General features: G+C 58.5%; 11 protein-coding genes. 5 read left to right on the forward strand and 6 right to left on the reverse strand.

Annotated elements, in window-relative coordinates:
- The gene (locus ACT53S_RS17980) at nt 1-795 is read left to right on the forward strand and encodes a ParA family protein (protein WP_476067992.1); all 795 of its coding nucleotides are present in this window, start codon (nt 1-3) and stop codon (nt 793-795) included.
- A gap of 32 nt (nt 796-827) precedes the next feature.
- Complete coding sequence (locus ACT53S_RS17985; RefSeq protein ID WP_476068271.1) at nt 828-1,712, forward strand: ParB/RepB/Spo0J family partition protein; 885 nt, start codon at nt 828-830, stop codon at nt 1,710-1,712.
- Here ACT53S_RS17985 and holA read toward each other — a convergent pair.
- Genes holA through leuS form a run of 3 tightly spaced genes read right to left on the reverse strand, consistent with a single transcriptional unit; the run spans nt 1,709 to nt 5,897 of the window.
- On the reverse strand, nt 1,709-2,755 hold the full coding sequence (holA, locus tag ACT53S_RS17990; RefSeq protein WP_476067993.1) for a DNA polymerase III subunit delta: 1,047 nt from the start codon (nt 2,753-2,755) through the stop codon (nt 1,709-1,711). The genes ACT53S_RS17985 and holA overlap by 4 nt on opposite strands.
- A 9-nt stretch (nt 2,756-2,764) precedes the next feature.
- Complete coding sequence (locus ACT53S_RS17995) at nt 2,765-3,259, reverse strand: hypothetical protein (RefSeq protein ID WP_476067994.1); 495 nt, start codon at nt 3,257-3,259, stop codon at nt 2,765-2,767.
- 16 nt (nt 3,260-3,275) lie between these two features.
- On the reverse strand, nt 3,276-5,897 hold the full coding sequence (gene leuS / locus ACT53S_RS18000) for a leucine--tRNA ligase (protein ID WP_476067995.1): 2,622 nt from the start codon (nt 5,895-5,897) through the stop codon (nt 3,276-3,278).
- A gap of 187 nt (nt 5,898-6,084) precedes the next feature.
- On the opposite strand from leuS, the gene ACT53S_RS18005 reads away from it, so the two are divergent.
- On the forward strand, nt 6,085-6,744 hold the full coding sequence (locus tag ACT53S_RS18005; RefSeq protein ID WP_476067996.1) for a YggS family pyridoxal phosphate-dependent enzyme: 660 nt from the start codon (nt 6,085-6,087) through the stop codon (nt 6,742-6,744).
- A gap of 111 nt (nt 6,745-6,855) precedes the next feature.
- On the forward strand, nt 6,856-8,790 hold the full coding sequence (locus ACT53S_RS18010) for a propionyl-CoA synthetase (protein ID WP_476067997.1): 1,935 nt from the start codon (nt 6,856-6,858) through the stop codon (nt 8,788-8,790).
- Nucleotides 8,791-8,868: 78 nt separating this feature from the next.
- Here the strand turns inward: ACT53S_RS18010 and ACT53S_RS18015 are convergent, their stop codons facing one another.
- Nucleotides 8,869-9,576 carry a DUF1013 domain-containing protein gene (locus ACT53S_RS18015; protein WP_476067998.1) on the reverse strand — a complete coding sequence of 236 codons (708 nt, stop codon included), beginning with the start codon at nt 9,574-9,576 and terminating at the stop codon, nt 8,869-8,871.
- A gap of 232 nt (nt 9,577-9,808) precedes the next feature.
- Here ACT53S_RS18015 and acs point away from each other — a divergent pair, with 232 nt between their 5' ends.
- Nucleotides 9,809-11,761, forward strand: coding sequence for an acetate--CoA ligase (gene acs, locus ACT53S_RS18020; protein ID WP_113377723.1), 1,953 nt, complete (start codon nt 9,809-9,811; stop codon nt 11,759-11,761).
- 135 nt (nt 11,762-11,896) lie between these two features.
- Here the strand turns inward: acs and bfr are convergent, their stop codons facing one another.
- Nucleotides 11,897-12,382 (reverse strand): bacterioferritin, encoded by a 486-nt coding sequence (gene bfr / locus ACT53S_RS18025; RefSeq protein ID WP_113377724.1) that lies wholly within the window; start codon nt 12,380-12,382, stop codon nt 11,897-11,899.
- Nucleotides 12,383-12,587: 205 nt separating this feature from the next.
- On the reverse strand, nt 12,588-12,908 hold the full coding sequence (locus ACT53S_RS18030; protein ID WP_113377725.1) for a (2Fe-2S)-binding protein: 321 nt from the start codon (nt 12,906-12,908) through the stop codon (nt 12,588-12,590).
- Nucleotides 12,909-12,988 lie beyond the last annotated feature (80 nt).

Genomic DNA, 12,988 nt, shown 5'->3' on the forward strand with positions numbered 1-12,988 from the left:
ATGAGTCTCGCGAAGAACCGTATCATCACGATTGCCAACCAAAAGGGCGGAGTTGGCAAGACCACCACCGCCATCAATCTGGCGACTGCGCTTGCTGCGATCGGAGAGCGAGTTCTGATCGTCGACCTGGATCCCCAAGGCAATGCCAGCACCGGTCTGGGCATTGATCGTCGCGACCGTGTGCTCTCATCATACGATGTGCTGATCGGAAGCCATTCCGTGGCTGACGCTGTGCTTGAAACGGCCGTGCCTAATTTGTCCATCATACCGTCGACCATGGACCTGCTCGGCTTCGAGATGGAGATCGCTCAAAAGGCGGATCGCGTGTTCCGCCTGCGCCAGGCGCTGAGCCTGGATGACGCGAGGGCCTACAGCTATATCCTTCTCGATTGCCCGCCCTCGTTTAATCTCCTGACGATGAACGCAATGGCCGCCGCTAATTCCGTCCTAGTTCCTTTGCAGTGCGAGTTTTTTGCGCTGGAGGGCTTGAGCCAGCTTCTCGAGACCATCAATCAGGTCAGGCAGACCGTGAATCCCTCGCTCGATATCCAGGGTATCGTGCTGACCATGTTCGATTCGCGGAATAACCTGGCGCAGCAGGTGGTCAACGATGTTCGCGAGCATCTGGGAGAGAAGGTCTATACCACACTCATTCCCCGGAATGTTCGCGTCTCCGAAGCGCCGTCCTATGGAAAGCCGGCCATACTCTATGATTTGAAATGCGCGGGAAGTCAGGCTTATCTGCAGCTTGCCTCCGAGGTCATTCAGCGCGAACGATTGCGCAAGGCTGCGTAATTCGGCAGGTTTTTGAGACGAGGGTACGAGTAATGAGTGAAGACGTATCAAAGAGACGCCTGGGGCGTGGTCTCGCGGCTCTAATCGGAGAGATGGATCAACCCGTTCCGGTTGGAGAGACGCGGCCAAGCGTCAGTCCTGATCGCACGCTGCCTATCGAATTCGTTTCGCGCAGCCCGAAGAATCCTCGTCGCCACTTCGACGAAGCAGAATTGCAGGATCTTGCCGGTTCAATCCGTCAGCACGGCATTGTTCAGCCCGTTGTCGTCCGCACGATTGCCGGCGGCAACAGGTTCGAGATTATTGCGGGCGAACGCCGTTGGCGTGCTGCACAATTGGCAGGCCTAGTGGAAATCCCCGTCATCATCAGGGATGTCGATGATAGAACGGCTCTGGAGCTCGCGATCGTCGAAAACGTCCAGCGTGCGGATCTCAATCCGCTTGAAGAAGCATTGGGTTACGATCAACTGATCGCAGAACATGGCTACACGCAAAATGACCTCGGCGAGATCATCGGAAAGAGCCGTAGTCATGTCGCGAACAGTCTGCGTTTGCTGAAGTTGCCCGAGCCTGTCCGAGACATGCTGGCGGAGGGCAGCCTGTCAGCCGGTCACGCCCGGGCGCTGGTGTCCACGCCTGATCCGGTCGCTCTTGCCAAGGTTATTGCGACGAAGGGCATGTCGGTTCGTGATGCAGAGCGGCTGGCGCAGAACCATATCAAGTCTCAGGGAGCTTCACAGCCGGCAGAAGCCCGTGAGCCCAAGGATTCCGACACGATTGCTCTTGAGCGCAGCCTGTCCGATAGACTTGGACTTCAGGTTTCGATCAATCACAAAGGCGGCGGTGGCCAGCTGAAGATCAATTATACGTCCCTGGAGCAGCTGGAGGATATTTGTCGCCTGCTGGAAGCCCGCTAGGCGCGTCTGTTGCGCCTGGCTGCTTGCAGTGTCGTCGCAAGCAACGTCTGCACTGCGGCATTCTCCTCGAGCGAGGCGCGCTGTCGGCTTACGAGGATGGCTGCTTGTAAGCGCGACGCTTCGCGCCCCAGGTCTCCACTGTTCCAGTTCCGTAACGTTTTCTCGATGACGGGCTTTCGGCGAAAATGAATGCCTCGCCCCAGTGTCTGCATGACCTGCGAGGCTTGCTGTTGGCGTTCATCCATCTCCAACCGCATGTTTTCCAGCAGATGAAACTGTTTCATTGTCGACTGCAGAACCAGGAAGATAGCGGTCTTGGATGAAATCACTTTTTGAATGGCGTGCAGAAACCCATCGAGGTCCCCGTTCAGGACCGCATCGACCACCTCATCGGTCGAGGTACCACTCGCATCGCCGACAATGTCGATGACATCTTGCTCATCGATCAGCTCCGTATGGAGGCAGTAAAGAACGAGCTTGCGGATTTCATTCCGGGACGCGATGCGGTCGCCGCCAATGGAGTTCAACAACAGCTCTCGCGCGGCCGGTGTGATCCTAAGATTCGCAGACGCCAGTTCCTGGTCAATCAGTCCGCTCAAAGCGCGGGCGTCGTCCTGATAGCAGGCAATGGATGCCACCGTTCGGTGCGCCTCACCAATCTTGCGCAGGGCTGATCCCTTCTTCAGGTCACCAGCCTCAATGATGACGTGGCTTCCGGTCGGTGGGTTTGCGCCCAGGTGCTGCAGTGCGTCCACCAACGGCTTTTCATTCGCCGCGCCACGGACCCAGACCAGCTTTTCCCCACCGAACAGTCCGTAAGAATTGACCTCATCAAGAAGCCGACCCGGATCATTCTGAATGTCAGCGACGTCGAGACGAATCAGGGCGAAGCCATCCGATTGGTCTACACCGGTCTGTTCAGCGATCGCCTTGGCTCTTTCCGCCACGAGGCCCTTGTCGGGCCCATAGACGATGAAGATGCGATAATGCTTCGCCTGTTTCTGGAGAAAGCCGTCTACTTCGTGTGACTTGATCTCGACCATGACCGCCTTTTAGCGGCCTAATGCCATGGAGAGATCCGCATAAATCAGCTCTGCCAGTTCCCGTGCGGCTCTCGTCTCGGCATCGCGAACGGACCGCAGTTTTGCAAATTCCTGGCGCGGATAGTCGAACAAGGCCACGGCCTGCCGACGGCCGGCCTTTAGTATGGTGTCGTCCGATATGCGTTTGAGGGTGTATGTACCGGTCGCGACCGCCCTGCCCGAGTTTGGCGTGTCAGCGCCGCGTTCCAACAAGACCCCCTGCACAGCGGTGGAGACGCTCAACTCCACGCGATATTGCGGCGTCGAAGATTCAACGCCACCTGTTGTCAGAAAAATCAGCCGATTTCGCGTTTCCAAGCCGACACGGCTGTCTGCGGGCGAATAGGCGATTGCTGCCAGTGAACCACGGGTTCCACCATCGCCATCCATACTCTGGTAGAGAGGGCGCGCCTGGCATCCCGCCAAGAGCAAAGCTGCGGCAACCAACATCGTCCGACGAAGCATTTGTGATTTCCGAGGTTCAGAGAACAATGTTTACGATCCTTCCCGGAACGACGATGACCTTTTTCGGTGCTTGGCCGTTCAATGTGTTGCGCACCGCGTCGAGTGCAAAGACGGCTTCGGTTACGGCAGTTTGATCCGCGTCACGGCTGATTGTCAATTCCGCACGCTTCTTGCCGTTGATCTGAACCGGCAGCGTGACTTCATTCTCAGCGACCAGCGCGTCATCATAGCTCGGCCACGGTGTCTGGGCCACGAGCCCCTCATTTCCCAGCACCTTCCAGCATTCCTCTGCCAGATGGGGGGTCATGGGAGCTATCAGGTGCACGAGGATTTCAGCGGCATTGCGAAGCGCTTGTTTCAGAGAGGATTCCGCATTGCCAGTGGCAACCTGGGTCAGCGGCGAGGCCAGCGTGTTTACCAGTTCGTAGATCCGCGCGATCGCCTTGTTGAACGCAAGCTTGTCCAGATCAGCCTGGACCGCCTTCAGCGTTCTGTGAGCTGCGCGGCAGACTTCAAGGGCAGCGCCATCCTTAGCCGGATTCGGTACTACTGGACGCAATTCGTCGGCGGCCTCAGAGATCAGACGCCAGACCCGCTGAACAAAGCGGTGTGCTCCCTCTACGCCGGCTTCTGACCAGATCACATCGCGATCCGGCGGCGAGTCAGACAGAACAAAGAAGCGTGCCGTGTCGGCGCCATAAGACGAGATGATATCGTCGGGATCGACGACGTTCTTCTTCGACTTCGACATCTTTTCAATCGAGCCGATCCGGGCTTCCTGACCATTGGTCAGGAGGTATGCTCGCCGGTTGCCATCAACCTCTTCGATGCGCAGATCGGCGGGAGCCACCCACTCGCGCTCCAAACCCTCGCCGATGCTGTAGGTTTCGTGGACGACCATGCCTTGTGTGAACAACCCCTTGAAGGGTTCCTTGATGTCGACATGACCCGTCTCGCGCATCGCGCGGGTGAAGAAGCGCGAGTAGAGAAGATGAAGGATCGCGTGCTCGATCCCGCCAATGTACTGGTCGACAGGCAGCCACTTGTTGGCAGCCGCGACATCCGTCGGATTGTCTTCCCAGGGCGCAGTGAAGCGGGCGTAATACCAGCTGGAGTCGACAAACGTGTCCATCGTGTCCGTCTCGCGACGGGCATCCTTGCCGCAGCATGGGCAGGCGACATGGCGCCAGGTCGGATGGCGGTCGAGCGGGTTGCCCGGCTTGTCGAAGGTCACGTCATCGGGTAGGCGGACCGGGAGATCTTTTTTGGGGACCGGAACCACGCCACAGTCGTCGCAATGGATCACCGGAATCGGGCAACCCCAGTAGCGCTGACGGGAGATACCCCAGTCGCGCAGGCGGAAATTCACCTTACGCTCGCCCTGTGGAGCGTTCCCTAGCGACTGAGCCGACAGGCGATTGGCTACCTCTTCGAAAGCTTCTGTGGTCGACAGGCCATCGAGGAAGCGCGAATTGATCATCACGCCGTCGTCGGTGAAGGCGGTGTCGCCGACGGCGAAAGTGGCCGCGTCGCCGTCCTTCGGCATGACTACGGGAACGACGGGCAGATTATATTTGCGGGCGAAATCGAGGTCGCGCTGGTCGCCGGAAGGGCAGCCGAAAATGGCGCCCGTGCCGTATTCCATCAGCACGAAATTCGCGACGTAAACCGGCAGTTCCCAGTTGGGATCGAGCGGATGCTTGACGCGAATGCCGGTGTCGATCCCCTTCTTCTCAGCGGTTTCAAGCGCAGCAAGAGAGGTGCCGGCATGGCGGCATTCCTGGCAGAAGGCGTCGACGTCCGGATTGGTCGCCGAAACCTCCCGCGCCATCGGATGGTCTGCTGCAATTGCCAGGAAGGACGCACCGAACAGTGTGTCGGGGCGCGTCGTGTAAACGGTCACTTCCGTCTCGGTGCTGCCTGAAGCGACCTCCCAACGGACCAGCATGCCTTCCGAGCGACCGATCCAGTTCTTCTGCATCAGGCGGACCTTTTCGGGCCACTGGTCGAGTTCATCGAGTGCGTCGAGAAGGTCCTGGCTGAAGTCGGTGATCTTGAAGAACCACTGTGTCAACTCGCGCTGCTCGACCAGCGCGCCGGAGCGCCAGCCGCGGCCGTCAATCACCTGCTCGTTTGCGAGCACCGTCATGTCTTCCGGATCCCAGTTGACCTTGGAATTTTTGCGGTAGACCAGGCCCTTTTCAAGGAAATCCAGGAAGAGGTGCTGCTGGCGATGGTAATAGTCGACATCACAGGTCGCGAATTCGCGCGACCAGTCGAGCGACAGGCCCATGGATTTCAGCTGGCCGCGCATGGTGGCGATGTTTTCATAAGTCCAGGCTTTCGGGTGGACCTTGTTCTTCATCGCAGCATTTTCTGCCGGCATGCCGAAGGCATCCCAGCCCATCGGATGCAGCACGTTGTAGCCGCGCGCACGCTTGTAGCGGGCCACCACATCACCCATGGCATAATTGCGGACATGGCCCATGTGGATGCGTCCTGACGGATAGGGGAACATCTCGAGCACGTAGTACTTCTCGCGCGGATCCGCGTTGTCGGTCTCGAAGACTTTTTCCTCGGCCCATTTGGCTTGCCAACGGGGCTCGGCGTCGCGCGGGTTGTAACGTTCGGTGGCCATGGATTGCAGTTCCGGAAATAGCGTCAAAAGGGAGGGCTGACCTTCATCATGAAACCGACCAAGCGTCAAGTTTTTGAGGTGCTTCCCTGATCCGCGGTGGTGATGTCTTGTCAGGCTGCACAGAGACCCTTAACCCATTGCGCATGGACCCGCGCTCCAGTCGCGGGAATGCTGATAAGGAGCAGTCATGTCTGTCGAACAGAGGCTGGGCGAGGTTCGCTCGAAGATCATCATGGCAGCGCGGGAGGCCGGTCGTGAGCCGGATTCCATTACTCTTGTTGCCGTCTCGAAGACCTTTGATGCGCCGGATATTCAGCCAGCCATTGATGCTGGCCAAAGGGTCTTCGGTGAAAACCGGGTCCAGGAGGCTCAAGGCAAGTGGCCGGGGCTGAAAGCCAAGGCGCCCGATATCGAACTGCATCTGATCGGTCCCCTGCAGTCGAACAAGGCGGCCGACGCGGTCGCGCTGTTCGATGTGATCGAAAGCGTCGATCGCGAAAAGATTGCACGGGCGCTCGCTGCCGAGATGGCGGCGCAAGAGCGTTCGCTGCGCGTCTATATCCAGGTCAACACCGGGATGGAGCCGCAAAAGGCTGGTATTGCGCCGGATGATGTAGCGCAATTCGTGACACTATGCCGCGACCAACTGGGCCTGCAGGTGGACGGGCTGATGTGCATTCCTCCGGTCGATGAAAATCCCGGTCCCCACTTCGCGCTGCTTGCCAAGCTCGCCTTCGAAAACGGCCTGGCGAAGCTGTCTATGGGCATGTCCGGAGACTTCGAAACAGCCATCGGGTTCGGAGCGACCAGTGTTCGCGTCGGCTCGGCCATTTTCGGCAGCCGCTGATCGGGTGTTAGACCTTCGGCATAGCGCTTTGGTCTGGCTTCCCAGAATATGCCGGCAATCCTAATATTCCGATAGAGGCCGGGAGGTCTTCACTACCTCGGGAGGGTTGCCATGCAAAACAGTTATCAGGACATCTATGCCGCCTGGCAAGCGGCTCCGGACGCATTCTGGGCACGGGCCGCCGAAGACATCCACTGGTTCAGCCCGCCCGAGAAGATCTTCGACGGCGACCTGGGAGCCTACGGACGCTGGTTCGCCGGCGGTCAAACCAATACCTGCTACAACTGTATCGACCGTCATGTGGTCGCCGGTCGAGGGGCAGAGACCGCGATTATTTATGACAGCCCCATGACCGGGCAGACGGCGCGTTACAGCTATGACGCAGTCCTGAGCGAGGTATCGGCGCTTGCCGGCGTCCTCCGGAATCATGGCGTCGTGAAGGGTGATCGAGTGATCATCTATATGCCGATGATTCCTGAGGCCGTTTTCGCCATGTTGGCCTGTGCCCGGATCGGAGCCGTGCATTCCGTCGTATTTGGTGGTTTTGCCGCCCACGAACTCGCCACGCGTATCGATGATTCCGGTGCCAAGGTGGTGATCGGTGCCAGCTGCGGGCTGGAGCCAGGCCGCATCGTTCCCTACAAGCCGCTTCTTGATCAGGCGATCGACATGGCAAAGGTCAAGCCGGACTATTGCCTCGTGTTGCAACGCGACCAGTATCATGCGCCGTTGCGCTACGAGCATGGCGATGTGGATCTCGCCCAGGCGATCGAGCAGGAAAAGCTGACCGGAACCACCGTCGACTGCGTAGGGGTTTCTTCGACCGATCCTCTCTATATCCTCTACACTTCCGGAACGACGGGTCAGCCAAAGGGGGTCGTCCGGGACACGGGCGGTCACATGGTGGCGCTCAACTGGACGATGCGCAACATATACGGGGTGAAGCCGGGGGAAGTGTTCTGGGCGGCATCCGACATCGGCTGGGTCGTCGGTCATTCCTATATCGTCTACGGTCCCTTGCTCGCCGGCAACGCCACCGTCATCTTCGAAGGAAAACCCGTGGGGACGCCGGATGCCGGAACGTTCTGGCGGGTCGTCAATGATCATGATGTCAAAGTGCTCTTTACCGCTCCAACGGCCTTCCGTGCCATCCGGCGTGACGATCCCGACGGGGAGCATATGGGGCGCTATGACCTGTCGGGTCTGCGTGCGCTGTTTCTGGCGGGGGAGCGGGCGGATCCAGAAACGCTCAAATGGGCGGAGGCCAAGCTGAAAATCCCTGTCATCGATCATTGGTGGCAGACTGAAACCGGCTGGGCAATTGCCGCCAACCCGGCGGGGCTCGGTCTGCTTCCCGTGAAGCATGGCTCACCAACCAAGCCGATGCCTGGTTACGCGCTTGACGTGCTTGATGACGCGGGGCACCCCGTGGCGCGTGGCACGCTTGGGAACATTGCCGCCAAACTGCCTTTGCCGCCCGGCTGCCTCGTGTCTTTCTGGAATGCGGAAGAGCGGTTTCGATCTGCCTGCCTTGAGGAGTTCCCGGGCTATTACAAGACGGCCGATGCTGGCATCATTGATGAAGACGGCTATGTCTTCGTCATGGCAAGGACCGACGATATCATCAACTGCGCGGGGCACCGCCTCTCGACCGGTGGCATGGAGGAGGTATGTGCCATGCACCCGGATGTTGCCGAGTGCGCCGTGATCGGGATTGCCGATGCGCTCAAGGGACAGATCCCCTGCGGCTTTCTGGTGCTGAAGAAGAATGTTCACCGTGATCACGCGGTCATTGCCAAGGAGGTCGTGCAACTCGTCCGCGACGAAATTGGCCCTGTGGCGGCCTTCAAGATGGTGTTGATGGTCGATCGATTGCCCAAAACGCGCTCGGGAAAGATCTTGCGCGGAACCATGCAGAAGATCGCCGACGGTCTTCCCTGGAAGATGCCTGCGACAATCGATGACCCTGCCATCCTTGATGAGATCACTGCGGTGCTGCAGGCACATGGCCAAGTGCCGGCCCCGGCCAAAGTCGCCACCGGTTGACAGAAAATCCGTTCGGGCAAAAGAAAACCCCGGTCACCGCAAGGGGCCGGGGTTCTGTTTTTCGCCTGGTTTACAGGATCAGTACTGGTCGTCTTCTTCGTCGTTGCGGCGGTCTGACCTGAGAGACTGAAGCTTGGCAAAGACGGCGTTTGCGTCGATCTCTTTTTCCTTCTCTTCCTCGCGGTCATAGCCGAAGGGAAGATTTTCCGTCTCAAGGGTCGACTGGAGTGTGGCGCCGAGTTCAGCGGCGGTCGGCAGCGGCCGGCCCTTCGATGCCTTCTCCACTTCCAGGTCGAGGTCGATCTGGCTGCAAAGGCCGAGCGTCACCGGATCCATCGGTGCGAGGTTCGTCGAGTTCCAGTGGGTGCGCTCGCGGATCTGCTCGATCGTCGACTTGGTCGTGCCGACGAGACGCGAAATCTGTGCGTCCTTCAGTTCGGGATGGTTGCGTACCAGCCAGAGAATGGCGTTCGGGCGATCCTGGCGCTTGGATACCGGAGTGTAACGCGGGCCGCGACGCTTGGAATCCGGCACGCGGACCTTCGGTTCGGAAAGCTTGAGTTTGTGGTTCGGATCCTTCTCCGCCCTGACGATTTCGTCGCGCGACAGCTGACCCGTCGCGATCGGATCCAGACCCTTGATGCCCTGAGCTGCTTCGCCGTCTGCAATCGCCTTGACCTCGAGCGGATGCAGTTTGCAGAACTGCGCGATCTGGTCGAATGACAGCGCGGTATTGTCGACGAGCCAAACGGCAGTCGCCTTCGGCATGAGCAGTGTCTGGGCCATGGATACAATCCTTCTGAGGGTCCGCGCCGGTTGTCGCGGGCCGTGGGTTTAAACCACTATTTCCGGGAATTCGGCGTCCTTATAGCGAGAATGTAACGAAATTGCAATTCTCCAAGACGCGAATGACCTTTGTCTAATTGCTGGCTGAATTTCTCCTGATATGAATAGCCGCGATAGGCCGGGGAGGACGGTCCTGGTCGCCAGTTGTGGCCCGTCAACATGGGAGGAATTCATGTCAGCCAAAACCTATCCGGTGCTGAAGTCGGCAAAAGCTCAGGCGCTGATCGATGAGGACAAGTACCTCAAGTGGTACGAAGAAAGCATCGAGGACCCCGAGAAGTTCTGGGGCAAGCACGGCAAACGTATCGACTGGTTCAAGCCCTATACCAAGGTCAAAAACACCTCGTTTAAGGGCAAGGTGCCGATCAAATGGTTCGAGGATGGTCTGACGAACGTCTCCTACAACTGCATCGACCGTCATCTGAAGACGCATGGCGAACGGGTGGCCATCATCTGGGAAGGCGACAACCCGTATATCGACAAGAAGATCACCTATAACGAGCTTTACGAGCATGTTTGCCGGATGGCGAACGTGCTGAAGAAGCATGGTGTGAAGAAGGGCGATCGCGTTACCATCTATATGCCGATGATCCCCGAGGCGACCTATGCCATGCTGGCTTGCGCGCGCATCGGTGCCATCCATTCGGTCGTGTTCGGTGGCTTTTCGCCGGAAGCGCTCGCGGGGCGCATCGTCGACTGTGAATCCACTTTTGTGATCACTTGCGACGAAGGCGTACGAGGCGGAAAGCCGGTGCCGCTCAAGGAAAATACCGACATCGCCATCGACATCGCCGCCAAGCAGTATGTCATCGTCAACAAGGTGCTCGTCGTTCGCCGCACCGGCGGCAAGATCGGCTGGGCTCCGGGCCGCGACCTCTGGCATCACCAGGAAGTCCACACGGTGAAGCCTGATTGCCCGCCGGTGAAGATGAAAGCGGAAGATCCGCTGTTCATCCTCTACACGTCCGGTTCGACGGGCAAGCCAAAGGGGGTCATGCATACGACAGGCGGTTATCTCGTCTACGCGTCGATGACCCATGAATACGTCTTCGACTATCATGACGGTGATATCTACTGGTGCACGGCCGATGTGGGCTGGGTCACGGGACATTCCTACATCGTCTACGGACCGCTCGCGAATTGCGCGACGACGCTGATGTTCGAAGGGGTGCCGACCTTCCCCGACCAGGGACGTTTCTGGGAGGTGGTCGAGAAGCACAAGGTGAATATCTTTTACACGGCGCCGACCGCAATCCGGTCGCTGATGGGCGCCGGCGACGACTTCGTCAAACGCTCCAACAGATCGTCTCTTCGTCTGCTGGGTTCGGTGGGCGAGCCGATCAATCCCGAAGCCTGGGAATGGTATTACAATGTTGTCGGTGAGCAGAAGTCGCCGGTGGTCGATACCTGGTGGCAGACGGAGACAGGCGGGATCATGATTACTCCCCTGCCCGGCGCCACGCCGCTCAAACCCGGCTCTGCGACCCGCCCCTTCTTCGGGGTGAAGCCGGAACTGGTCGACAATGAAGGCAAGGTTCTGGAAGGAGCCACCGACGGCAATCTCTGCATCACGGACAGCTGGCCCGGTCAGGCGCGCTCTGTCTATGGCGATCATGAGCGGTTTGTGCAGACCTACTTCTCGACCTACAAGGGCAAGTATTTTACCGGGGACGGCTGCCGTCGCGATGAGGATGGCTACTACTGGATCACGGGTCGCGTCGATGACGTTCTCAACGTTTCGGGGCATCGTCTCGGGACAGCGGAAGTCGAATCGGCGCTGGTATCCCACCACCTGGTGTCGGAAGCCGCTGTCGTCGGGTACCCGCACAGCATCAAGGGTCAGGGCATTTATTGCTACGTCACGCTGATGTCCGGCCACGAAGGCAATGAGGCCTTGCGCGCTGATCTCGTCAAACATGTGCGTTCGGAAATCGGGCCGATCGCCAGCCCGGACAAGATCCAGTTTGCCCCAGGGCTGCCAAAGACGCGTTCGGGCAAGATCATGCGACGTATTCTGCGCAAGATCGCCGAGGACGACTTCGGTGCTCTTGGCGATACGTCGACGCTGGCCGATCCCGGTGTCGTCGACGACCTGATCGCGAACCGGCAGAACCGGGGCAGTTGAAACTGCATCACTCGCTGGCATTGCCGCCGCTGGAGTTTCTGGCGAAATTGCAAAACGAAAAGCCCGAAGGCAGGACCTTCGGGCTTTTCGTTTGTGCTCATGGTCGTGCTGGGCATAGTCCAGCGTTACCGTGCATTACTCGGCGGAATCGGCCGATTCGGCATTGAGTAGGCCGTATTTCTCTTCGCCGATCTTGGCGAGCAGATCCAGTTGGGTTTCCAGGAAGTCGATATGGCCCTCTTCGTCCATGAGGAGCGCTTCGAAAAGCTTCATCGAGACGTAGTCCCCGGCAGCATGACAGATGTCGCGCGAGGCCTTATAGGCGGTCCGGGCGTCGTATTCGCCGGCGAGATCTGCTTCCAGCACTTCCTTGACGTTCTGGCCGATGCGCAGCGGCGCGACGGTCTGCAGGTTCGGGTGACCTTCGAGGAAGATGATGCGGTCGATGATCTTGTCGGCGTGCTGCATTTCCTCGATCGACTCGGCCCGCTCCTTCTTTGCGAGCTTTGTGTAGCCCCAATCGTTGAGCAGGCGGTAGTGCAACCAGTACTGATTGACCGCGCCCAGCTCGAGAAACAGCGCTTCGTTGAGCTGCTCAATGACCTTGGGATCACCCTTCATCGTCGTCGTCCTTTATGAGATTGGAATTGCGAAACACTAGCGGCGGCGACTTGATCTGTCGAGATGCCTTTTTAGAAGAATTCTAATTTCTGAGCAGGTCATGATCGACCCGTCCCCGGGAAGGTATTCGAACCAGGGAGTTCCGGGGAGTAACAGTGCCGATGTGTCATCGGCAGCACGATCATGAAGAGATTGGAGGAAAGACTCAGCCCGCGCGGCGCGCTGCGAGCATGGCCTGGCGACGCTCTGCGAGTGCTGCCTTCTGTTCTTCATGGAAGAGCTTCAGCCGTTCCATGAAATTGACGACCTTGGTTTCTTCGGTCTTGCGTGCCGCATGATATTCGGCAGTCGTCTTGATGATCAGGTCCACCACGTTCGGAAAACAACCGCAGCAGCGACCGCGCTTGCCCATGGCATGATAAACCTTGCCGGGAACGATCAGCTGCCAACAGTCTTCATCCAGCAGCTCATTGATAACAGCCTGGATGTCCTTGTCGGTGATGTAATTGCAGCTGCAGACCAGCATGGGATCGGAGACCGTCAAACATGACACTTACTCTCTCCTTTCTGGTAAACCTTATGCTCTTTGTCAAGAAAATTTGCGGA

It is taken from the genome of Allorhizobium sp. DMC15 (assembly GCF_056314065.1).

Coding starts and splice junctions, on each gene's coding strand:
- ACT53S_RS17980 (WP_476067992.1), top strand. CDS start 1: ATGAGTCTCGCGAAGAACCGTATCATCACGATTGCCAACCAAAAGGGC.
- ACT53S_RS17985 (WP_476068271.1), top strand. CDS start 828: ATGAGTGAAGACGTATCAAAGAGACGCCTGGGGCGTGGTCTCGCGGCT.
- holA (WP_476067993.1), bottom strand. CDS start 2,755: ATGGTCGAGATCAAGTCACACGAAGTAGACGGCTTTCTCCAGAAACAG.
- ACT53S_RS17995 (WP_476067994.1), bottom strand. CDS start 3,259: ATGCTTCGTCGGACGATGTTGGTTGCCGCAGCTTTGCTCTTGGCGGGA.
- leuS (WP_476067995.1), bottom strand. CDS start 5,897: ATGGCCACCGAACGTTACAACCCGCGCGACGCCGAGCCCCGTTGGCAA.
- ACT53S_RS18005 (WP_476067996.1), top strand. CDS start 6,085: ATGTCTGTCGAACAGAGGCTGGGCGAGGTTCGCTCGAAGATCATCATG.
- ACT53S_RS18010 (WP_476067997.1), top strand. CDS start 6,856: ATGCAAAACAGTTATCAGGACATCTATGCCGCCTGGCAAGCGGCTCCG.
- ACT53S_RS18015 (WP_476067998.1), bottom strand. CDS start 9,576: ATGGCCCAGACACTGCTCATGCCGAAGGCGACTGCCGTTTGGCTCGTC.
- acs (WP_113377723.1), top strand. CDS start 9,809: ATGTCAGCCAAAACCTATCCGGTGCTGAAGTCGGCAAAAGCTCAGGCG.
- bfr (WP_113377724.1), bottom strand. CDS start 12,382: ATGAAGGGTGATCCCAAGGTCATTGAGCAGCTCAACGAAGCGCTGTTT.
- ACT53S_RS18030 (WP_113377725.1), bottom strand. CDS start 12,908: ATGCTGGTCTGCAGCTGCAATTACATCACCGACAAGGACATCCAGGCT.